The following is a 21,935-nucleotide window of genomic DNA, read 5'->3' as shown; positions in this document are numbered from 1 at the left end:
GCCCCGGTCCCGGGCGCCGGGTCAGTACGCGGGAAGCCGGCGCGGGGCCAGGTCCGGGCTCGGGGGCGGTGGCGCCAGCGCGACGGTGGCGGCGAGCACGCTCAGTCCGCGCGGGGCGACGACCACCGGTTCCAGGGTCACGGCGGCGATCTCGGCATGGTCCTCGACCAGCCGGCCCAGCCGCAGCAGGAGTTCCTCCAGGGCATCGGTGTCCACCGGGCTCGCGCCGCGCCAGCCGAACAGCATGGGGGCGGCACGGATGGACCGCACCAGGGCGGCGACGTCGCGGTCGGTGACCGGCAGCAGCCGGTGCGCGATGTCGCCCAGGAGTTCGGAGGCGGGCCCGGCCAGGCCGAAGGAGAGGACGGCGCCGATCGCCGGGTCGGCGACGGCGCGCACGACGGTGTCCACACCGCGCGGGGCCATCGCCTGGACGACGGGGCGGGGCGCGTCGTGCGAACCGAGTGCGGCCAGTTCGGCGTGGGCCCGGCGCAGTTCGCCCTCGGTGGCGAGACCGAGCCGGACGCCGTCGAGGTCGGCGCGGTGCCGCAGCCCGGGGGCGGTGGCCTTCAGCGCGACCGGGAAGCCGAGACGGCGGGCGGCGCGGACGGCGGCGTCCGGGCCGGGGGCGGCAAGGGCGGGCAGCACGGTGATGCCGTAGGTGGCGAGCAGCCGCTGCGCGCGGTCGGTGGCCAGGGGGTGCCGGCCGGCCGCCTCACCCGCGCTCGCGGCGGCGATGATCCGGGTGGCGGCGTGTTCGTCGATGTCGTCGAAGGCCGGGACCGATCCGGGGAGGGCGGCGTCGGCGCGCCAGCGGGCGTGCCGCACGGCGTGCGCCAGCGCGCGGACGGCGCGCTCGGCGGAGGGGTAGCCGGGGATCCCCCGGGCGCTGAGGGCGGTGGCGAGCCCGTCGATGGCCAGATGGGCAACCACCACGGGTATCCGGCGCCCGGGCACGGCGGTGATCGCGGCGTGCAGGGCGTCGGTGAGGGCGGGCGCGGTGAGCCCGGCACCGCCGGTGGGGACGGCGGTGACCACGACGGCGTCGGTGTCGGGGTCGGCGAGTGCGGCGCCGAGCGCGCGCCGGTAGTCCTCGGGTCCGGCGCCCGGGGGCAGCGCGGTGGTGGGCAGCGGGCTGAGGTCCTGGGCCCGGCAGGCGTCGTGCGCGACCAGGCCCAGGGCCTCCGCGTTGCCGAGGACGGCGATCCGGTGTCCGGGGGGCAGCGGCTGGCCGGCGAGCAGGACACCGGTGTCCACCAGTTCGGTGACGGTGTCCGCCTCGATCACCCCGGCCTGCCGGATGAGGGCGGCGGCGGTGTCCTCGGGGGTGCTGGTGGCGGGGACGACATGGCCCGGTGGCAGCGCGCCGCCGCTGTGCCGGCCGCCGCGCACCACGACCACGGGCTTGCCCGCGGCGGCGGTGCGGCGGGCGAGACGGGTGAACTTGCGCGGGTTGCCCAGCGACTCCAGGTACATCAGCACGACATCGGTGTCCGGGTCCTCGTCCCAGAACTGGAGGGCGTCGTTGCCGGACAGGTCGGCGCGGTTGCCGGCCGAGATGAAGCTGGAGAGTCCGGCGCCCGAACCCTCCAGTTCCTCCAGGACGGTGATGGCGATGGCCGCGGACTGGGTGAAGACCCCGATCCGCCCGGGCGGCGGCAGGTACGGGGCGGGGCTGGCGTTGAGCCGGACACCGGGGGCGGTGTTGAGCACCCCGAAGGCTCCGGGGCCGATCAGCCGCATCCCGTACGAGCGGGCTCTGCGCACCAGCGCGCGCTGGGCCTGTCCGGTGTGGCCGGTGGAGAGCACCAGCAGGCCCTGGACGCCGTGCTCCCCGCAGTCGGTGAGCACCTGGTCGACCCGGTCGGCGGGCACCGCGAGCACGGCGAGGTCGACGGGCCCGGGTATCTCGCGCAGCGAGCGGTGCGCGGGGATTCCGTCGATCTCGGTGGTGTCCTCGGGCAGGGCGCGGTTGACGGCGTACAGCGGCCCGGCGAAGCCGCCCTCCCGCAGCCGGTCGAGCACCAGCCGGCCGGCGCCGCCCGGGGCGCGGCCGGCGCCGACGACGGCGACCGAGCGGGGCGCGAGCAGCCGCTGGAGGGACCGGGCCTCGGCGCGCTGCTCGCGGGCCCGCATGACGGCGAGCGAGGCGGCGGTGGGTTCGAGGTCGAGGGTGAGGTGGACGGATCCGCCGGCGAAGCTGCGCCGCTGGGAGTAGCCGGCGTCGGTGAACACCTTGATCATCTTGCTGTTGGCGGGCAGCACCTCGGCCTCGAACCGGCGGATGCCGCGCTCGCGGGCGACGGCCGCGATGTGCTCCAGCAGGACGGAGGCCAGCCCCCGGCCCTGGTGGGCGTCCTCGACGAGGAAGGCCACTTCGGCGCGGTCGGCGACGGGGGCGCCCCCGGCCGGGGGGTGGGAGCGGGAGGCGGGGCTGCCGTGCCGGTCGACGCGGTCGTAGCGGACGGTGGCCAGGAAGTCGTCGCCCACGGTGGCGGCGAGGCCGACCCGGTCGTCGTAGTCGTGATGGGTGAAGCGGTGCACGTCCTTGTCGGACAGCCGGGGGTGGGGGGCGAAGAAGCGGTAGTACTTCGCCTCGTCCGAGACCCGCTCGTAGAAGCGGACGAGCCGCTGGGCGTCGGCGGGGGTGATGGGCCTGATCCGCGCCGTGCCGCCGTCCCGCAGCACGACGTCGGCCTCCCAGTGCGCGGGATAGACAGGCTGTTCGGGTGTCCGCATGGCTTCACAGTACGGTTGAGGGCAGCCGTGCGGGATGCCGAACGTCCTCGGGCGGCCTTGATCCACGCATGACAGGCCCGCGAGGGCCGTTCCGAGCTTGAAGGGCAACACCATGGCTGAGCGCCGCGTCACCATCGGCTGGGCGGAAGGGCTCCACGCCCGGCCCGCCTCGATCTTCGTCCGTGCCACGACGGCCGCCGGCGTCCCGGTCACCATCGCCAAGAAGGACGGTGCCCCGGTGAACGCCGCCTCAATGCTGGCGGTGCTGAGCCTGGGCGCCGAGGGTGGCGACGAGGTCGTGCTGACCTCGGAGGCGGACGACGCCGAGGCGGTCCTCGACCGGCTGGCGAAGCTGGTCGCCGAGGGGCTCGAGGAGCTCCCGGAAACCGTCTGAAGATTTGCCTTCTTTTTGCGGCGGAGCGGTTTTCGCGCAGGATGCGCGTGCCGCTCCGCCGACTTTTGTGACCGGGATATGAAATCCGGGCAGCAGAAAGACGTCCCGGGAATATCACCGAGGGAATTCCCGAGGCTGACGACCAGGTGTATACGGCCGCTGTTAAATCTGGCCGCGCCCCGTGTTGACGGCAGGTTTCAGCACCCGCGCCCCGGCGGCGCGCGTGACCTTGCGGGCCGGGGCCGTACGCTCCAGCTGCGTCGCCGTCAGCACCCGCGCCCGCTCCGCGTCCCCGCGCGCGATCGCGTCCACCAGCGCGCCCCGCTCCTGCCAGGAGACCACCGCCCGGCCCACCGGCTCCGCCGCGTACAGCCAGGTGATCTTGCGGCGCAGCTGCACCAGCATCGAGGTGAGACCGGGGCTTCCGGTGGCCTGGGCGACCGTCTCGTGGAACCAGTCCCCCAGCGACCGCAGGTCCGCCTCCTGCCCCTGACCTGCGCGCTGGCGCCCCAGCCTGACCAGCCCGCGCAGCACCTTCAGATGCGCCTCGGTGCGCCGCTGGGCGGCCCGCGCCGCTCCCAGCGGCTCCACCAGTGCCCTGATGTCCAGCAGGTCGGCGGCCTCCCGCTCGCCCGGCTGGGCCACACACGCCCCGGCATGCCGCCTGGAGACCACGAACCCCTCGGACTCCAGGGTGCGCAGCGCCTCGCGCACCGGCACCCGGGAGACCCCGTAGCGCTGCGCCAGCTGCTCCTCGGCCAGCCGGGATCCCGGCGGCAGCACACCGTTGACAATGTCGTCACGAATCGCCGTGCATACCGTGTGCGCGGAGATACGCATCAAAACCCCCATTGCCATAACCGGCAAAGCCTTCTGCATTGCCACCGGTACTCAACCGAACTGTATGACAAGGGCGTCGGAATGCCGATAGGGCCCTGGCAAAGGCGGTGGCTTTCGGCCCGCCACAGGGGAATTCAGGACACGGAACGGCCCCGGCGCCGTGCGGGCCGCCGGGGCCGTCCTGCCTGCTGTGTGCCGCGCCGTGCGGGATCAGGCGTCGTCGTCGGCCTCGGCGCCGCCGTCACTGAGGACGGTGACCTCGCCGATGCCCAGCTCCCGAACCGGTCCCTCGATCTGCTCGCGGTCGCCGACCAGAACGGTGACCAGGCGGTCCGCCGGGAAGGCGTTCACCACGGCGGCGGACGCCTCCACGGTGCCGGTCTCCGCCAGCCGCAGGTACAGCTGCGCCTGGAAGTCGTCCGGCAGCTCCTGCTCGACCTGGTCCGCCAGGGTGTTGGCCACCGCGCCGGCCGTCTCGTAACGCAGCGGGGCCACGCCGACCAGGTTCTGCACGGCCTGGTCGCGCTCCTCGTCGGTGAGGCCCTCGGCGGCCAGGGTGCGCAGCACCTGCCACAGGTCCGCCAGCGCGGGCCCGGTGACGTCGCTGGCCACCGAGCCGTGGATGGCCAGCAGCGAGAGCCCGGTGCCGTCAGCGGCCGAGCGCAGCACCTGGGCGCTGGCCCGCACGCCGTACGTGTAGCCCTTCTCCTCGCGCAGCACGCGGTCGAGCCGGGAGGTGAGGGTGCCGCCCAGGCAGTAGGTGCCGAGCTGCTGGGCGGGCCACACCCGGTCGTGCCGGTCGGTGCCGATCCGGCCCAGCAGCAGCTGGGTCTGCACCGATCCGGGGCGGTCCACGATGACGACCCGGCCGGTGTCGTCCGCGGTGACCGGCGGGATGGCGAACGGTACGGCGGGCTCCGCCTGCCAGGCACCCAGCGTGTCGGCCAGCACCGCGTCCAGGTCGATGCCGGTCAGGTCGCCGACCACCACGGCCGTGGTGGAGGAGGGGCGCACATGGGTCTCGTAGAAGGCCCGCACCGCCTTGGCGTCGATCCGCTGCACGCTCTGCGCCGTGCCCTGCCGGGGCCGCGACATGCGGTGCTCGGCCGGGAACAGCGAGGCGGACAGGGCCATGGCGGCCCGCCGCGAGGGGTTGGCCAGCTCGTGCGGGATCTCGTCGAGCCGGTTGCGCACCAGCCGCTCGACCTCGTGCTCGGGGAAGGCCGGGACCCGCAGCGCGTCGGCGAGCAGCCCCAGCGCCTTCACCAGCCGGGAGGCCGGCACCTCCAGGGAGACCCGTACGCCGGGGTGGTCGGCGTAGGCGTCCAGGTTGGCGCCGCAGCGCTCCAGCTCGGCGGCGAACTCCTCGGCGCTGAGCGTGTCGGTGCCCTCGGACAGGGCGCGGGCCATGATGGTGGCCACGCCCTCCTGCCCGGCGGGCTCGGCGGTCAGCGGGGCGAGGAGGTTGACCTCGACCGCGATGACCTGCTGGCCGGGGCGGTGGCTGCGCAGCACGGTGAGCCCGTTGGGCAGTGTGGAGCGCTCGGGGGCCGGGAAGGCCCAGGGCTTCGGCTCACCGCCGGCGGGCTGGGGGTGCTGGTCCATGGTGGGAGTGATCGCGTCCGTCACCGGTCCGCCCCTTCGCTGTCGTCGTCGCTGTCCGCCCGGTCGGTGGTGGGCTCGTACACCAGCACGCCCCGGTTGTCGCGGCGCAGCCAGGCGGCGGCCGCCTCCCGCACCTCCTCGGGGGTGATCTCCAGCATCCGCCGCACACCGCTGAGCGCCAGCTGGGGGTCGCCGAACAGCACGGCGTACTTGCACAGTTCGTCGGCGCGCCCGCCGACGGTGGCCAGCCGGTCCAGCCATTCGCGCTCCAGCTGGGCCTGGGCGCGCTCCATCTCCTCGGGCGTGGGACCCTCCTCGGCGAAGCGGGCCAGCTCCTCGTCGACGGCCGCCTCGATCTCGGCGATCTGCGCGTCGCCCGAGGTCTTCACGTCCAGCCAGCCGAGCGAGGGCGCGCCGGCCAGCCGCATCATGCCGAAGCTGGCGGCGACGGCGGTGCGGTCGCGGCGCACCAGCCGGTTGTGCAGCCGGGAGGACTCACCGCCACCGAGCGCGGTGAGCGCCAGATCGGCGGCGTCGGCGGCGCCCCCGCCGTCCTGCGGCAGCCGGTAGGCGGCCATCAGGGCGCGCGAGGGCACGTCCTCGTGCAGGGTCTCGCGCAGCTCGGTGCCGATGACACCCTCCAGCGCCCCGTCGCGCGGCGGCTGCTTGCCGTCGTGCGGCGGGATGGAGCCGAAGTACTTCTCGATCCAGGCGAGTGTCTGCGCGGAGTCGATGTCACCGACCACCGAGAGCACCGCGTTGCCCGGCGCGTAGTAGGTGCGGAAGAACTCCCGGGCGTCCTCCAGGGAGGCGGCGTCCAGGTCGGCCATGGAGCCGATGGGGGTGTGGTGGTACGGGTGACCCTCGGGGTAGATCTTGGCGACCAGCCGCTCGAACGCCGTGCCGTAGGGCACGTTGTCGTACCGCTGGCGGCGTTCGTTCTTGACGACGTCGCGCTGGTTCTCCATGGACTCCTCGTCCAGCGCGGTCAGCAGGGTGCCCATGCGGTCGGCCTCCAGCCACAGGGCCAGTTCGACCTGGTGGGCGGGCATGGTCTCGAAGTAGTTGGTGCGTTCGAAGCTGGTGGTGCCGTTCAGCGAGCCGCCCGCGCCCTGGACGAGCTCGAAGTGGCCGTTGCCCTTGACCTGCGCGGAGCCCTGGAACATCAGGTGCTCGAAGAGGTGGGCGAGACCGGTACGGCCGGGGACCTCGTGGCGGGAGCCGACGTCGTACCAGAGGCAGACCGCGGCGACCGGGGTGAGCCGGTCCTCGGAGAGCACCACCCTGAGCCCGTTGGCCAGCTTGTGCTCGGTCGCTGTCAGCCCGCCTGTGGTGTCCTGCGGGATGGCCGTGTGGCCCATGGGCATGAGGTCCCTTCGCTGTCGAGGGTGGAGACATGTGTCACCTTATGCAAGGTAGGCCGCGAGGTGTGAAGTTCCCGTACGGTACGGGACCGGCGGCCGGGTCGGATTCGGGCTGTCGGTGGGTCGGGCCACAATGGTCCGCAGCACCATGCCTGTTCACGGCCCGTTTGGTCGTTGGTTCGTACGTTCTGTTCAGTTCACACTAAGGAGCCCGCGCCCGATGGCCCGCCGCAGTTCGAAGACCCCGCCCGGCAGGGGTTCCGCCGGAACATCGTCCGGGGCCGATGTGGAGGAGCGCATCCTCGACATCGACGTCGTCGACGAGATGCAGGGCTCGTTCCTTGAGTACGCGTACTCGGTGATCTACTCCCGGGCGCTGCCCGACGCCCGGGACGGTCTCAAGCCGGTCCACCGCCGGATCCTGTACCAGATGCACGACATGGGGCTGCGCCCCGAGCGCGCGTACGTGAAGTGCGCCCGCGTGGTCGGCGAGGTGATGGGCAAGCTGCACCCGCACGGGGACTCGGCGATCTACGACGCGCTGGTGCGGATGGCGCAGCCGTTCTCCATGCGGCTCCCCCTGGTGGACGGTCACGGCAACTTCGGCTCGCTCGGCAACGACGACCCGCCCGCCGCGATGCGCTACACCGAGTGCCGCTCGGCGCCGGCCTCCTCGCTGATGGTGGAGTCCATCGACGAGGACACCGTCGACTTCGCGCCCAACTACGACGGCAGCGAGCAGGAGCCGGTGGCGCTGCCCGCCGCGTACCCGAATCTGCTGGTCAACGGCTCCAGCGGGATCGCGGTGGGCATGGCCACCAATATGCCGCCGCACAACCTGGTCGAGGTGATCCAGGCCGCCCGGCATCTGATCCGGTACCCGAACGCCGACCTGGACGCGCTCATGCGGTTCGTGCCGGGGCCCGACCTGCCGACCGGCGGCCTGATCACCGGCCTCGACGGCATCCGCGACGCCTACGAGAAGGGCCGGGGCACCTTCCGGATCCGGGCCACCGTCGCGGTGGAGACGGTGACGGCCCGCCGCAAGGGTCTGGTGGTCACCGAGCTGCCGTTCGCGGTGGGCCCGGAGAAGGTCATCGCCAAGATCAAGGACCTGGTCAACGCGAAGAAGCTCCAGGGCATCGCGGATGTGAAGGACCTGACCGACCGTGAGCACGGGCTGCGGCTGGTCATCGAGGTGAAGAACGGCTTCAACCCCGAGGCCGTGCTCGCCCAGCTGTACAAGCTGACGCCGATGGAGGAGACCTTCGGCATCAACAACGTGGCGCTGGTGGACGGGCAGCCGCTCACCATGGGTCTCAAGGAGCTGCTCGAGGTCTACGTCGACCACCGCTTCGAAGTGGTGCGCCGGCGCAGCGAGTTCCGCCGCACCAAGCGGCGCGACCGGCTGCACCTGGTGGAGGGCCTGCTGGTGGCCCTCATCGACATCGACGAGGTCATCCGGCTCATCCGCTCCAGCGACAACGCAGCCCAGGCCAAGGACGCACTCATGGAGCGGTTCTCGCTGAGCGAGATCCAGACCCAGTACATCCTGGACACCCCGCTGCGCCGGCTGACCCGGTTCGACCGTGTCGAGCTGGAGTCGGAACGGGACCGGCTGCGCGAGGAGATCGAGGAGCTGACGCAGATCCTGGACTCGGACTCCGAACTGCGCAAGCTGGTCTCCCACGAGTTGTCGCAGGTCTCCAAGAAGTACGGCACACCGCGCCGCACCCAGTTGCTGGAGGGTGACGGGGCGCCGGCCCAGGCGGTGCCGCTGGAGGTGGCGGACGATCCGTGCCGGGTGCTGCTGTCCTCCACCGGGCTGCTGGCCCGTACCGCGGACGGGGACACCGACTTCGCCGAGCCGGCCGGGCGCGCCAAGCACGATGTCATCGTCTCCTCGGTGTCCTCCACGGCGCGGGCCGAGATCGGGGTGGTGACCTCGACCGGGCGGCTGCTGCGGGTGGCGGTGATCGATCTGCCGCAGCTGCCGGCGTCCGCCACCGCGCCCGCGCTGGCCGGCGGCGCCCAGCTGTCGGAGTTCGTGTCGCTGACGGCGGACGAGCGGGTGATCTGTCTGACCACCCTGGACGAGTCCTCGCCGGGGCTGGCCATCGGCACGGAGTCGGGTGTGGTGAAACGGGTGGTGCCCGACTTCCCGTCGAACAAGGAGGAGCTGGAGGTCATCGCGCTGCGCGAGGGCGATGTGATCGTGGGCGCGGTCGAGCTGCGCACGGGTGAGGAGGACCTGGTCTTCATCACCGACGAGGCCCAGCTGCTGCGTTATCAGGCCGCGCAGGTACGGCCGCAGGGCCGGCAGGCGGGCGGCATGGCCGGGATCAAGCTGGGCGAGGGCGCCCGGGTGCTCTCCTTCACGGCGGTCGATCCCGCCGCGGAGGCCGTGGTGTTCACGGTCGCGAGCGGCGAGGAGACGCTGGACGGCTCGCACGGCTCGGCCAAGGTGACGCCGTTCGACCAGTATCCGCGCAAGGGCCGGGCGACCGGCGGGGTGCGCTGTCAGCGCTTCCTCAAGGGCGAGGACCACCTGGTCTTCGCCTGGGCGGGGGCGACCCCGGCCAGGGCGGCGTCCAAGACCGGCGCGCCGCTGTCGCTGCCGGAGATCGACCCGCGCCGGGACGGCTCCGGGGTGCCGCTGGAGAAGGCCGTGGCGGTGGTGGCCGGCCCCGTGTGATCTCCCCCGGCTCACGCCGGGAGGTGCCCCCATGGGGGCGCCGCCGTCCGATGAACCGCGCACCGCTTCCGGCCGGGGTCCCTCGTGGAGGGGCGCCGGCCGGTCGCGTGGGGCCCGGCCGGTCGCGGGGCTCCGGTGGCCCCCGGGCCGGGTGCGGCGGGAAAGGTTAGGCTCACCTGTGTGAGCATGTGCGCGACCGCGTCCTGGACGCGGGAGGAACCGCTGGCGGGCACCGCCGCCACCGCCACCACCTGGCTGCTGCTGGAACAGCCAGGACCCTGGGGCCCGCAGGCGCTGACCGGCAGCCGGCTCGATCCCGTGCTCGGGGACGCGCTGGAGTCGGCGGCCCGGGGCACCGGTGTCCGGGTGGCGCTGATCCGCCGCCCCGGCCGGCCGGCGGCCGACGCCGCCGACCCGTCACGCCGGGTGTATCTGGCCCACACCCGCCCCGGGCGCTCCTGGCTGCGCGAGCTGCGCGTCCAGGACCCGCGGCGGCTGCTCGCCCTCGACTTCACCCGGCTGGGCGCCGGAGAACACGACGGCACGGGGGACCCGTACCACGGTGATCCGCTCGCCCTGGTGTGCACCAATGGCCGCCGGGACCGCTGCTGCGCCCTGCTGGGCAGGCCGCTGGCCGCCGAGCTGGAGGCCGGCGGCGGCGTCTCCGCCTGGGAGATCACCCACATCGGCGGCCACCGGTTCGCCCCGACCCTGCTGATGCTGCCCCACGGGTACGCCTACGGCCGGGCCTCGGCGCCGCTGATCAAGGAGGTGGCCACCGCCCTGCGCGAGGACCGGGTGGTGACCCGGCACTGCCGTGGCCGCTCCGCCTGGGACCGCCCCGGCCAGGCCGCCGAGCTGGCGGTGCGCGAACTGACCGGCGAGGAGGGCCCGGACGCGCTCACCGTCGAGGCGGGCGGTACGGACGGGGCGACGGCCGCGGTGACCGTACGGCACACCGACGGCCGCCGCTGGGCCGTCACGGTCGATCAGGCGGCGGACGGTCCAGCGCTGCCCGCGAGCTGCGGGGCGGCACCGCAGCCGCAGAGCCGGATGACCGTCACCGCCGTCCGTCCGCTGCCCTGATCTCCCCCGGTCAGGTGTCGATCCGCGACCGGTCCAAGGTGGCCGCCGAATTGGTGATGAACTCGCGGCGCGGCGCCACCTCGTTGCCCATCAGCAGGCTGAACGCCGTCTCGGCCGCCTCCAGGTCGGAGATGTTGATCCGCCGCAGGGTCCGGAAGCGGGGGTCCATGGTGGTCTCCGCCAGCTGGTCGGCGTCCATCTCGCCGAGCCCCTTGTAGCGCTGGATGGCGTCCTTGTAGCGCGTCCCGCGCCGCTCCAGGTCCAGCAGGGTCTGGCGCAGCTCGTTGTCCGAGTAGGTGTACAGGTACTTGTCCTGGCCCTTCTTCGGATTGCTCAGCTCGATGCGGTGCAGCGGCGGCACCGCGGAGAAGACCCGGCCCTGCTCGACCATGGGCCGCATGTAGCGCTGGAAGAGGGTCAGCAGCAGACAGCGGATGTGCGCGCCGTCGACGTCGGCGTCCGCGAGGAAGATCACCTTGCCGTAGCGGGCCTGGTCGATGTCGAAGGTGCGCCCGGACCCCGCTCCTATCACCTGGATGATGGCGGAGCACTCGGCGTTCTTCAGCATGTCGGAGACCGAGGACTTCTGGACGTTGAGGATCTTGCCCCGGATCGGCAGCAGCGCCTGGAACTCCGAGTTGCGGGCCAGCTTGGCGGTGCCCAGCGCGCTGTCGCCCTCGACGATGAACAGCTCACTGCGGTCCACGTCGTCGCTGCGGCAGTCGGCGAGCTTGGCGGGCAGCGCGGAGGACTCCAGGGCGGTCTTGCGGCGCTGCGCCTCCTTGTGCTGCCGGGCGGCGATCCGGGTTCGGGAGGCCGCGACGACCTTCTCCAGGACGGTGCGGGACTGCTGCTTGTCGTCCCGCTTGGTGGAGGTCAGGAACGCCTTGAGCTCCTTGGAGACCACCTGGAGCACGATCCGGGCGGCGGCCGAGGTGCCCAGCACCTCCTTGGTCTGGCCCTCGAACTGCGGCTCGGCCAGCCGTACGGTGACCACCGCCGTGAGGCCCTCCAGGGCGTCGTCCTTGACGACGTTGTCCTCGGCCACCCGCAGCAGCTTGGTGGACCGCAGTACCTCGTTCACGGTCTGGGTGACGGCGCGCTCGAAGCCGGAGACGTGGGTGCCGCCCTTGGGGGTGGCGATGATGTTGACGAAGGACTTGACCGTGGTGTCGTAGCCGGTGCCCCAGCGCAGCGCGATGTCGACGTCCAGGTCCCGCTTGACCTCGGTCGGGATCATGTGGCCCAGGTCGTCCAGGACGGGGACGGTCTCCTTGAAGGTCCCGGAGCCGCGCAGCCGCTGGACGTCGCAGATCGGCTTGTCCTGCGCCAGGTACTCGCAGAACTCGCTGATGCCGCCCTCGTAGTGGAAGGTCTCCTCGGTGGGGGCCGCACCGTCGATGCCGCGCTCGTCCCGGACGATGAGGGTGAGCCCCGGGACCAGGAAGGCGGTCTGCCGGGCGCGGGCGTGCAGGGTCTCCAGGGACAGCTTGGCGTCCTTGAGGAAGATCTGCCGGTCGGCCCAGTAACGCACCCGGGTGCCGGTCCTGCTCTTCGGGATCTTCTTGCCCTTGCGCAGGCCGCTGCCCGGATCGAAGGGGGCCTCCGAGCCGGACTCGGTGAAGATGCCCGGGGTGCCGCGCCGGAAGCTGATGCTGTGGGTGGCCCCTCCCAGGTCGACCTCGACGTCCAGGCGGGCGGACAGGGCGTTGACGACGGAGGCGCCGACGCCGTGCAGGCCGCCGGAGGCCGCGTACGCGCCCCCGCCGAACTTTCCGCCGGCGTGCAGCTTGGTCATCACGACCTCGACGCCGGACAGGCCGGTCTTGGGCTCGATGTCGACGGGGATGCCGCGACCGTTGTCGCGGACCTCGACCGATCCGTCCTCGTGGAGGATGACCTCGATCCGGTCGCCGTGGCCGCCCAGGGCCTCGTCCACGGAGTTGTCGATGATCTCCCACAGGCAGTGCATGAGCCCGCGGCTGTCGGTGGAGCCGATGTACATACCGGGGCGCTTGCGCACCGCCTCAAGGCCCTCAAGAACGAGCAGGTGCCGCGCGGTGTAGTTGCCACCGGTGTCACTTCCGGTCAGCAGTGCGGTGGACGGCACGGACGTGTCGGCGGTCACGCAGTTCGCTCCTCGCTGAATTCTTCTTTCGTGGCGGGTTCGCCGCTCAGAGGGTACCGAGGCCCTGTAGAGCGGTTGTGCACTCCCCGGGGGAGTGTCCGGAACCGTCCGAAATCGATCCCATGTTCGATAACTCTATCGGGTGACGTGTACATCACGTTCCCTTCGGGGCATGAACCATTTAGGCTCCGGGCACGTCCTCCTGAACAGAGCAGGACCCGATACACCGAAGCAGCCGACCACCATCCACGACTGTCCACACGCACTGCAATCCGGCTCATTCGCCGCCACCCGGCAGCGTTCGGCCACCTCGACCGGCGAATTTCGGGGAAGAAAGCCGCGAGCGGGAACGTTTTCGGCCTGGTTGGATGTTGACCCTGGTACGACAGCTCGTCGAGCTAGAGAAGAGGCGACGTGACTACTGTTCTGACTCCCGCGACCCCGCTGACGGCTGGGGACCGCTGCGACCGCTGTGGGGCCCAGGCGTATCTGCGCGTGGTCCTCACCAGCGGTGGCGATCTTCTGTTCTGCGCCCACCACGGCCGCAAGTTCGAGCCCGAGCTCAAGAAGATCGCGGCGGAAATACAGGACGAGACGGAGAAGCTCACCGCGACTCCGGCCACCGCGGGCGACGACGAGCGCTGACTCGTACGCCGTATCGCGTCCCCCGCCCTCACGACGGGCCGGTCCGGCCTTCGGACGGACCACGGGCGGCCTTCCCGGTGACACCGGGAAGGCCGCCCGTTCCTGTCATGAATCCGTTCAATCGCTGACGCGGCCCTCCTGGTCGAGCAGTTCCGCGATCAGCGAGCCCCTGGTGTAGACGCCGGGGTAGGCGGGATCCCCGCAGCCGTTGCCCCAGGACACCAGGCCGACCAGCGCGCCGGCAGCCACCAGCGGGCCGCCGCTGTCGCCCTGACAGGCGTCCTGGCCGCCCTGCGGGGCCGCCGCACACACCATCGACTCCGCCTCGAAGCCGCCACCCACGGCCTCGTAGGCACGGGCACAGTCGTCGTCGGCGATCATCCGCACGCCGGCGGCCCGCAGCAGATTCTCGTAGCCGCCGCTCCCGGTCGTGTCACCCCAGCCGTGCACCAGGGCCTCGGTACCGGGGGCGTAGCCGGGATGCCCGGTGCCGGCCACCCGGATGGCGTCATCGGCAGGCAGCGATTCCGTCAGCGTGAGCACGGCGAGGTCGCCGGCGTTGGTGGCGGGGTCGTAGCCCGGGTTGATCCGGACCTCGCCCACCGCCACCTCGCGACCCGCGTCCTGACCGAGATCGTCACGGCCGGCGATCACCCTCAGATCACCGGGATCGTCGGCGCTGCGGCCCAGCACCTCGGGGCTGACGCAGTGCGCGGCGGTGACCACCGTGTCCGGGCCGACCAGCGCGCCGCCGCAGAACTGCCCGGAGCGGGCCTCGCCGTACCGGTCCCGGCTGGCCAGGGCGACCACCCAGGGGTGATCGGTCACTGACACGGAAGAGCCGCCGACGATGTGTTCGTCGGCGGCGGCAGAGGCTGGCAGCAGCGTGGCGGACAGGGCCGTGAGCGCGGAGAGCAACAGCGGCCGATGAAAGTACGACATGGGGACTCCTGACCGTACGAGGTCGTTTCGTCGCCCAGCGTCATCGCGGTGGCCCGTTCGCGCATCCGGAACGGGCCACCGGACGGTGTGTCAGTCGAGGTAGTCCCGCAGCACCTGGGACCGGGACGGGTGCCGCAGCTTCGACATGGTCTTGGACTCGATCTGGCGGATCCGCTCCCTGGTCACGCCATAGACCTTGCCGATCTCGTCCAGCGTCTTGGGCTGGCCGTCGGTGAGGCCGAAGCGCATGGAGACCACGCCGGCCTCGCGCTCGCTGAGGGTGTCCAGGACGGAGTGCAGCTGTTCCTGCAACAGGGTGAAGCTGACGGCGTCGGCCGGGACCACGGCCTCGGAGTCCTCGATGAGGTCACCGAACTCGCTGTCGCCGTCCTCGCCCAGCGGGGTGTGCAGGGAGATCGGCTCGCGGCCGTACTTCTGGACCTCGACGACCTTCTCGGGCGTCATGTCCAGTTCCTTGGCCAGCTCCTCCGGGGTGGGCTCGCGGCCCAGGTCCTGGAGCATCTGCCGCTGGACGCGGGCGAGCTTGTTGATGACCTCGACCATGTGCACCGGGATACGGATGGTGCGGGCCTGGTCGGCCATGGCGCGGGTGATGGCCTGCCGGATCCACCAGGTGGCGTACGTGGAGAACTTGTAGCCCTTGGTGTAGTCGAACTTCTCCACCGCGCGGATCAGACCGAGGTTGCCCTCCTGGATCAGGTCCAGGAAGAGCATGCCGCGGCCGGTGTAGCGCTTGGCGAGCGAGACGACCAGCCGGAGGTTGGCCTCCAGCAGGTGGTTCTTGGCGCGCCGGCCGTCCTCGGAGATGATCTCCAGCTCGTGCTTGAGCTTGGGGGCGATCTTGTCGGACCCGGCGAGCTTGTCCTCGGCGAAGAGACCGGCCTCGATGCGCTTGGCCAGCTCCACCTCCTGCTCCGCGTTGAGGAGGGGGACCTTGCCGATCTGCTTGAGGTAGTCCTTGACCGGGTCGGCGGTGGCACCGGCGGCGGCGACCTGCTGGGCGGGGGCGTCGTCCTCGTCCTCGTCGGAGAGCACGAAGCCCTCGTTCTCGGGCTTGCCGTCGGGGCCCTCGACGAGCTTGCCGCCCTTGGCCGCGCGCTCGGCCGCCGACTCCTCCAGACCTTCCTCGTCGCCCTCGAGGAGCTCGTCGACGACCTCCTTCTTGGCGGAGGTCTTCTTCGCCGCGGTCTTCTTGGCGGTGGTCTTCTTCGCGGGCGCCTTCTTGGCGGCGACCTTCTTCGCGGTGGTCTTCTTCGCCGCGCTCTTCTTGGCGGCGGCCTTCTTCACGCCAGCCGGGGACTCGTCCACGGAGTCGGCACCCTCGGTGTCGGTGACCGTGGCACCCGGGCGGGCGGTGGCGGTGGCCTGATGGACGGAGACGGTCTTGGCGGCGACCGTCTTGGTCGCCGTGCGCTTGGCCGACGTCTTCGCGGCGGCACTCTTCCGGGTGCGCTTGGGGGCCTCGGCGGCACTCACCATCAGCGTCACGCCCTCCTCGTCGAGGATCTGGTTGAGGCTGCGCAGAACGTTCTTCCACTGGGTTGACGGAATCTGGTCGGCCTCGAAGGCCCGGCGCACGTCATCGCCGGCGATCTGCCCCTCGGCCTTTCCCCGCTCGATGAGCGCCATCACAGAATTGGATTCGGCGATCTCCGCGGGGAGAGTACGGGAAGTGCTGGCCGACACGAACAACCTCTCGGAAACTCTGGAAAACGGCTTGGGCACCACTCACGGGAAGCGGAGGCCCGACCGGCGGCCGGACGGGCCACCGGTGGCGGAAGCGGGGCGGTCCTCAGGACCGGCCACCGCTGCTACCTCTTGAATCATCGCGCTGCTTCCCGAAGTGTTACGCCGCTTTCGCGTGTCCCGAGTCACATCGCACTCCCGACTGTATCGGGCGGAGGCCGCGACGGCGCCGGTGGCCTGCCCGGACCGGCCCCGGCGACGCCGCGGGGGCCTGTCCGACACCTGTCCCCGGCCGGACGGGGTGTGCCGGACAGGCCCTGCACCCGCTCAGTGCTCGCGGGGGGCGGGCACCACATGGTCCGCGGATCCGGCCGGTGCGGCCGTCTCGGAGTGCACGGCGAGGAGCTGCCGCATGGCGGACTCGGCGGCGACGGGCTCCCCGGCGCTGATCGCGTCCAGGATCCGCTGGTGCAGGACGAGGGACGCCTCGGAGGGGTGCTCGCACCCGGAGACCGCGCCGCCGGAGACCTGCAGGGCGGCGGCCACGATGCCGGACAGGTGTTCCAGCATCCGGTTGCCCGCGCCCTGGAGCAGCAGCGAGTGGAACTCGGCGTCGGCCCGCGAGAAGGTGAGCGCGTCGCCCTGGCCGAGCGCGTGGTTCATGATCTCCACCATGTCGGCCAGCCGCTGGCGCACCTCCTCCCGGATGTCACCGGCGGCCAGCCGGGCGGCCAGCGGCTCGATGGTGAGCCGCAGCTCGCACAGCTCGCGGCGCTGGTCCTCGCGCTGCGGGCCGAAGGCGCGCCACTCGATGATGTCGGGGTCGAGCAGATTCCAGTCGCCCACCGGGCGGACCCGGGTGCCCACGTTGGGCCGGGCGCTGACCAGCCCCTTGGCCTCCAGGACCCGCAGGGACTCGCGCACCACGGTGCGGGAGACCTCGAACCGCTGCCCGATCTCCTCGGGCACCAGCGGACGGTCGGCACCCAGGTCGCCGGAGACGATCATCTGGCCGAGCTGCTGCACGAGTTGACCGTGCAGCCCGCGGCCCCTGCTGCCGGCGGCGCGGCGGCCGACACGGCCGAGATCGGTATCAGTTCCTTCCCACACGGGGGCGTTGGTGGTGCGGGCCGAGCCGGTGGACTCGGCGTAGGAGTAGCGGTCGAGGCCACCGGGACCGGCCGGGCCGGAATCGGTGGAACGGGTGGCGGTCATCATCGAGTGCGCAAGGGTAGTCACGCCTCCTTTGTCGGCGGACCCCGCAACCACCTTGAGGTCTTTGGTGAAAAGCACACGAAAGGGTGATCGGCGACTCCCACATAATTGACGCCTAATCGGACGGAAATGGACTTCTCGCTGGCAATGCCGGGAGGCTCCGACCAGTTGGGCGCACGCCCGGCGCCGCGCACGCCCCCAGAAGCGGGCAACTCCCCATCCTCCCGCGGCCCGGGGCGCTGTTCCGGAAGACCGGCCCTAGACCTCGGGGCGCAGCATCGGCGGGTTGAGGATGGTGGCGCCGCCGGCCCTGAACAGCTGGGCCGGACGCCCTCCCTGGCGCGTGGTGGTACCGCCGACCGGCACCAGGAAGCCGGGGGTGCCGGTCACCTTGCGGTGGAAGTTCCTGGGGTCCAGGGAGACTCCCCACACCGCCTCGTAGATCCTGCGCAGCTCACCCACGGTGAACTCCGCGGGGCAGAACGCGGCGGCGAGCGAGGAGTATTCGATCTTCGAACGGGCGCGCTCCACTCCGTCGGCGAGGATGCGCGCGTGGTCAAAGGCCAGTTCCTCATCGGGACCGCCGCTCGCGTCACCGAGCAGCGAACGCACCGGCTTCCACTCGGCGCCGCCCGCGTCACCGCCGGCGACCGGGGCCGGCAGGTCAGGAGCCAGCACCAGATGCGCCACGCTGACCACCCGCATGCGCGGATCGCGATCCGGATCGCCGTAGGTGGCCAGTTGTTCCAGATGCGCGCCGGCCAGCCGGCTCCCCTCGCCGTGCGCCCGCAGACCGGTCTCCTCGGACAGCTCACGGGCCGCCGCCGAGTCGAGGCATTCACCGGTTCTGACAAATCCGCCGGGCAGCGCCCACCTCCCCCGGTACGGTTCCTCGCCACGCCGCACGGTGAGCGCGCACAGCGCGTGCCTGCGGACCGTGAGCACGACCAGATCGACGGTGACGGCGAACGGCGGGAAGTCGGACGGGTCGTAGGGCATGCCGTGATCATAGGGCTCCCCATGACGCCACATCAGAGCCTTGGGACGGAGCGCTGCCCGCGCATGCAGCGGCGCAGCGGCTCGGGGTCCATGCCCTCGTTCATCGCCTGGTGCAGCAGCGCGGCGAACAGATACTCCGGGTCCGTCTCCAGGGCCTTCATCAGGGCGATCCGGGCCCCCACCAGGTCCCCGGCGCACCAGGAGACCCAGCCGGCCAGGGTGAGCGGCGGGGCGGCGTGCCCCTCGTAGGCCGCGACGCAGCGGCGGGCCAGCGCCCGCCACAGCCGCAGGGCCGGCGCGGCGTCCGGGCCCTCCATCCACTCGGCGAGTGTGTCGCGCAGGGCCAGGTCCTGGAGCCCGAGGATCATCCGGGCGGCTTCGTCCGAGGTGATGAGCGCGTCGTCGCGGTCGTCCGGCCGGGCCGGCCGGTCCTTCTCGGGGCGCTGCTCGTGATCACCGCCCGCGGTCCGCTGGGCGGGCACGAGGGCCGGGCCCGGGGCCCGGCGCAACCGGCTCACCAGCCGGCGGGCCAGCTCCAGCGTCTCTTGGCGCACCGCGGGCGCCTCGGGGCCCAGCAACCGGGGCATCAGCGTCCGTGCCGCCGCGTCCAGCTCCCTGATCTGGCGGCCGGCCGCCGGTCCGCGCAGGGGACGGAGCCGGCGCTCCAGTTCGCGCTGGGTGCCCTGGACCCGGATGCCGCTGACGGCCGAGGCCGCGGCCAGTTCGGTGGAACCGGCCTCGGGCAGCGGGGTGCCGTCGGCGTCGCAGCAGCCGCCGCGGACGCAGAGGTAGGACCAGAACCGGCGGTCGGTGATGAACAGGGCCTCGCACACCGGGATCTCCCGGGCCCCGCAGGCGGTGCGGAGCAACTGGGCCAGGGGACGCAGCCGTTCCATGCCCTCGCGCCCGGTGCCGGGGTCATCGGCGTTCGGGCACAGGTAGACGACGGCGCCGGTGAGCGGCTCGGGGCCGACCGGGCCGCCGCTCACCAGGGCCGCCGCCAGCGCGTCGGCCTGGAGGGGCCATTCGGCCGGGTCGGCGGGGAGTGCGGCGCGGATGCGGCCGACGACCCGGCCGCGCGTTCCGTAGAGACCGGCGATCACGATGCAGTCCTCGGGGTGGTAGCCGAGCAGATAGGGAAGGGCGTCCGCGAGGTCGCCGGGGCTGCGCAGGGTGACGTCGGAGTCGAGGGCGGTGACGGGCTGCGTGGTGTTGCCGTGTGGAGTCATGCGATGACTGTGCCTGACATCACGCGATCCGTGCCGAAAGTTATCCACAACCCTGGACATACTGCTTTATTTGCGGATTGTCGGCCCGGTTTTCCACAGCCCGCATTCGCATCCGGCCGCCCTTTCCGTTTGCATGGGGCGCATGGAGCAGCAGACCACCGCGGGGCCCGCCCCGCTCTCCCCGTCCGAGACCGAGGACCTGCGCACGGCCGCCGACGCCGTGCTCGCGCGGCTGGTGGCCGACACCACCGGCACCGCCCGGCTGCGCCCCGATCAGTGGCGCGCCGTGGAGGCGCTGGTGGCCCACCGGCGCAGGGCCCTGGTCGTCCAGCGCACCGGCTGGGGCAAATCGGCCGTCTACTTCGTGGCCACCGCCCTGCTGCGCGAGCGGGGCCGCGGGCCCACCGTGATCATCTCCCCGCTGCTCGCGCTCATGCGCAACCAGATCGACGCCGCGGAACGGGCCGGTATCCGGGCCCGCACGATCAACTCGGCCAACCCGCAGGAGTGGGCCACCATCCGCGCAGAGGTGGCGGCGGGCGACGTGGATGTCCTGCTGGTCTCTCCCGAACGGCTCAACTCCCCCGACTTCCGTGACGAGGTGCTCCCCGAACTGGCCTCCTCCACGGGTCTGCTGGTGGTCGACGAGGCGCACTGCATCTCCGACTGGGGCCACGACTTCCGCCCCGACTACCGCAGGCTGCGCACCCTGCTGACCGAACTTCCCACGGGGGTGCCGGTGCTGGCCACCACGGCCACCGCCAACGCCCGGGTGACCGCCGACGTCGCCGAACAGCTGGAGACGAGCGCCGACAGCGACGGCGAGACCCTGGTGCTGCGCGGGCCGCTGGAGCGCGAGAGCCTGCGGCTGTCCGTCCTGCGGCTGCCGGACGCCGCGCACCGGCTCGCCTGGCTGGACGGACACCTGGAGCAGCTGCCGGGCTCCGGCATCATCTACACCCTCACCGTGGCCGCCGCCGAAGAGGTCACCGCCTATCTGCGCGCACGCGGCCACCGCGTCTCCTCCTACACCGGACGGACCGAGAACGCCGACCGCGAGGCCGCCGAGGCCGACCTGCTGGCCAACCGGGTCAAGGCGCTGGTCGCCACCTCCGCGCTGGGCATGGGATTCGACAAGCCGGACCTGGGCTTCGTCGTCCATCTCGGCTCCCCCTCCTCCCCCATCGCCTACTACCAGCAGATCGGCCGCGCCGGGCGCGCCCTGGAGCAGGCCGAGGTCCTGCTGCTGCCCGGGCCCGAGGACGAGGCCATCTGGCGCTACTTCGCCTCGCTGGCCTTCCCCGCCGAGGAACAGGTACGCGGCACCCTGCGCGCGCTGGAGGGCGCCGGCGCGCCGATGTCGCTCCCCGCGCTGGAGCCTCTGGTGGATCTGCGCCGCTCCCGGCTGGAGATGATGCTCAAGGTCCTCGATGTGGACGGCGCGGTACGGCGGGTGCGTGGCGGCTGGATCGCCACCGGGCAGCCCTGGGAGTACGACACCCGGCGCTACGCCTGGGTGGCCCGGCAGCGGACGACCGAGCAGCAGGCCATGCGCGACTACGTCTCGGCGGACGGCTGCCGCATGGAGTTCCTGCGCCGGCAGCTGGACGACCCGGAGGCCACCGCCTGCCGCCGCTGCGACAACTGCGCGGGCGCCCGCTTCGACGCGGTCGTCGCCCCGGGGTCCCTGGCCGCGGCGCACGGCGAACTGACCAGGCCCGGAACCGCCGTGGAGCCGCGCCGGATGTGGCCCACGGGGCTGCCCTCGATCGGTCTCGACCTCAAGGGGCGCATCCCGCAGCAGGAACAGGCGTCCACGGGGCGGGCCCTGGGGCGGCTCTCCGACATCGGCTGGGGCAACCGGCTGCGCCCGATGCTGACCCCGGACGCAGGGGACGGCCCGGTGCCCGACGATGTGGCCCAGGCCGTGGTCACCGTGCTCGCCGACTGGGCCAAGGGCCCCGGCGGCTGGGCCTCGGGCGACCCGGATGCCCCCGCCAGGCCGGTCGGGGTGGTGGTGCTGGACTCCAGGACCAGGCCGCGCCTGGTGCACTCGCTCGGCGAACGGATCGCCACCGTGGGCCGGCTCCCCCTGCTGGGCACCGTGCACCACAACGGCTCGGCGGGGCCGGTCGCACCCGGCAACAGCGCCCAGCGGCTGCGGGCGCTGCACGGCTCACTCGAACTGTCGGGCTCGCTGGCCGAGGCGTTGCGCTCGGCCGGTGGCCCGGTTCTGCTGGTGGACGACTACACGGAGTCGGGATGGACGCTGGCGGTGGCGGCCAGGCTGCTGCGTACCTCCGGCGCCACCGCGGTCCTGCCGCTGGTGCTCGCCGTGCAGGCGTGA

The 21,935-nt window shown here is 72.2% G+C and carries 15 protein-coding genes; 5 read left to right on the top strand and 10 right to left on the bottom strand.

The features are described from left to right. Positions 1–21: 21 nt before the first annotated feature. Entirely contained in the window at positions 22–2,739 is a 2,718-nt protein-coding gene (locus ACTFAP_RS23715; protein WP_495682244.1) for a GNAT family N-acetyltransferase, read from the bottom strand. Positions 2,740–2,851: 112 nt separating this feature from the next. Between ACTFAP_RS23715 and ACTFAP_RS23710 the strand changes: the two genes are divergently transcribed. Then, a complete protein-coding gene (locus tag ACTFAP_RS23710) occupies positions 2,852–3,133 on the top strand; it encodes an HPr family phosphocarrier protein (protein WP_030730278.1) in 282 nt (93 codons plus the stop codon). 162 nt (positions 3,134–3,295) lie between these two features. Here the strand turns inward: ACTFAP_RS23710 and ACTFAP_RS23705 are convergent, their stop codons facing one another. The 3 genes from ACTFAP_RS23705 to ACTFAP_RS23695 all read right to left on the bottom strand — a co-directional run bounded on the left by ACTFAP_RS23705 (position 3,296) and on the right by ACTFAP_RS23695 (position 6,945). Next, positions 3,296–3,973, bottom strand: coding sequence for an FCD domain-containing protein (locus ACTFAP_RS23705; RefSeq protein ID WP_495682243.1), 678 nt, complete (start codon positions 3,971–3,973; stop codon positions 3,296–3,298). Positions 3,974–4,183: 210 nt separating this feature from the next. Further along, the gene (locus ACTFAP_RS23700) at positions 4,184–5,602 is read right to left on the bottom strand and encodes a M16 family metallopeptidase (RefSeq protein WP_400011640.1); all 1,419 of its coding nucleotides are present in this window, start codon (positions 5,600–5,602) and stop codon (positions 4,184–4,186) included. Beyond that, positions 5,599–6,945 (bottom strand): insulinase family protein, encoded by a 1,347-nt coding sequence (locus ACTFAP_RS23695; protein WP_495682242.1) that lies wholly within the window; start codon positions 6,943–6,945, stop codon positions 5,599–5,601. The genes ACTFAP_RS23700 and ACTFAP_RS23695 overlap by 4 nt, the downstream gene beginning before the upstream one ends. Positions 6,946–7,162: 217 nt before the next feature. Here ACTFAP_RS23695 and ACTFAP_RS23690 point away from each other — a divergent pair, with 217 nt between their 5' ends. Further along, the gene (locus ACTFAP_RS23690; RefSeq protein WP_500467338.1) at positions 7,163–9,637 is read left to right on the top strand and encodes a DNA gyrase/topoisomerase IV subunit A; all 2,475 of its coding nucleotides are present in this window, start codon (positions 7,163–7,165) and stop codon (positions 9,635–9,637) included. A gap of 180 nt (positions 9,638–9,817) precedes the next feature. After that, on the top strand, positions 9,818–10,723 hold the full coding sequence (locus ACTFAP_RS23685; protein WP_500467337.1) for a ferredoxin family protein: 906 nt from the start codon (positions 9,818–9,820) through the stop codon (positions 10,721–10,723). 10 nt (positions 10,724–10,733) lie between these two features. On the opposite strand, the gene ACTFAP_RS23680 is transcribed toward ACTFAP_RS23685, so the two are convergent. Then, the gene (locus ACTFAP_RS23680) at positions 10,734–12,851 is read right to left on the bottom strand and encodes a DNA gyrase/topoisomerase IV subunit B (protein ID WP_451750099.1); all 2,118 of its coding nucleotides are present in this window, start codon (positions 12,849–12,851) and stop codon (positions 10,734–10,736) included. Between the two features lie 414 nt (positions 12,852–13,265). On the opposite strand from ACTFAP_RS23680, the gene ACTFAP_RS23675 reads away from it, so the two are divergent. Beyond that, the gene (locus ACTFAP_RS23675) at positions 13,266–13,496 is read left to right on the top strand and encodes a DUF7455 domain-containing protein (RefSeq protein WP_390121629.1); all 231 of its coding nucleotides are present in this window, start codon (positions 13,266–13,268) and stop codon (positions 13,494–13,496) included. A gap of 117 nt (positions 13,497–13,613) precedes the next feature. Here the strand turns inward: ACTFAP_RS23675 and ACTFAP_RS23670 are convergent, their stop codons facing one another. The 5 genes from ACTFAP_RS23670 to ACTFAP_RS23650 form a co-directional block, all read right to left on the bottom strand. Further along, entirely contained in the window at positions 13,614–14,438 is an 825-nt protein-coding gene (locus tag ACTFAP_RS23670; protein WP_500467336.1) for a S1 family serine peptidase, read from the bottom strand. A gap of 90 nt (positions 14,439–14,528) precedes the next feature. Continuing rightward, positions 14,529–16,151, bottom strand: coding sequence for an RNA polymerase sigma factor (locus ACTFAP_RS23665; protein ID WP_400011631.1), 1,623 nt, complete (start codon positions 16,149–16,151; stop codon positions 14,529–14,531). A 321-nt stretch (positions 16,152–16,472) separates the two neighbouring features. Then, complete coding sequence (locus tag ACTFAP_RS23660) at positions 16,473–17,438, bottom strand: FCD domain-containing protein (RefSeq protein WP_495682238.1); 966 nt, start codon at positions 17,436–17,438, stop codon at positions 16,473–16,475. Between the two features lie 180 nt (positions 17,439–17,618). Then, positions 17,619–18,392: an NUDIX hydrolase gene (locus ACTFAP_RS23655; protein WP_375879320.1), complete on the bottom strand. Its 774-nt coding sequence runs from the start codon at positions 18,390–18,392 to the stop codon at positions 17,619–17,621. Next, entirely contained in the window at positions 18,392–19,588 is a 1,197-nt protein-coding gene (locus tag ACTFAP_RS23650; protein WP_495682237.1) for a DUF4192 family protein, read from the bottom strand. The genes ACTFAP_RS23655 and ACTFAP_RS23650 overlap by 1 nt, the downstream gene beginning before the upstream one ends. Positions 19,589–19,730: 142 nt before the next feature. Here ACTFAP_RS23650 and ACTFAP_RS23645 point away from each other — a divergent pair, with 142 nt between their 5' ends. Continuing rightward, positions 19,731–21,935 carry a RecQ family ATP-dependent DNA helicase gene (locus ACTFAP_RS23645; RefSeq protein WP_500467335.1) on the top strand — a complete coding sequence of 735 codons (2,205 nt, stop codon included), beginning with the start codon at positions 19,731–19,733 and terminating at the stop codon, positions 21,933–21,935.

The sequence above is a fragment of the Streptomyces sp. PH9007 genome (assembly GCF_059813725.1).
This window is presented reverse-complemented; position numbering and strand designations above follow the sequence as displayed.

What these genes read in the sequence shown, in the direction of transcription:
- ACTFAP_RS23650 (WP_495682237.1), bottom strand. Translation starts at nt 19,588, where the DNA reads ATGACTCCACACGGCAACACCACGCAGCCCGTCACCGCCCTCGACTCC.
- ACTFAP_RS23710 (WP_030730278.1), top strand. Translation starts at nt 2,852, where the DNA reads ATGGCTGAGCGCCGCGTCACCATCGGCTGGGCGGAAGGGCTCCACGCC.
- ACTFAP_RS23645 (WP_500467335.1), top strand. Translation starts at nt 19,731, where the DNA reads ATGGAGCAGCAGACCACCGCGGGGCCCGCCCCGCTCTCCCCGTCCGAG.
- ACTFAP_RS23690 (WP_500467338.1), top strand. Translation starts at nt 7,163, where the DNA reads ATGGCCCGCCGCAGTTCGAAGACCCCGCCCGGCAGGGGTTCCGCCGGA.
- ACTFAP_RS23655 (WP_375879320.1), bottom strand. Translation starts at nt 18,392, where the DNA reads ATGTGGCGTCATGGGGAGCCCTATGATCACGGCATGCCCTACGACCCG.
- ACTFAP_RS23670 (WP_500467336.1), bottom strand. Translation starts at nt 14,438, where the DNA reads ATGTCGTACTTTCATCGGCCGCTGTTGCTCTCCGCGCTCACGGCCCTG.
- ACTFAP_RS23705 (WP_495682243.1), bottom strand. Translation starts at nt 3,973, where the DNA reads ATGCGTATCTCCGCGCACACGGTATGCACGGCGATTCGTGACGACATT.
- ACTFAP_RS23715 (WP_495682244.1), bottom strand. Translation starts at nt 2,739, where the DNA reads ATGCGGACACCCGAACAGCCTGTCTATCCCGCGCACTGGGAGGCCGAC.
- ACTFAP_RS23695 (WP_495682242.1), bottom strand. Translation starts at nt 6,945, where the DNA reads ATGCCCATGGGCCACACGGCCATCCCGCAGGACACCACAGGCGGGCTG.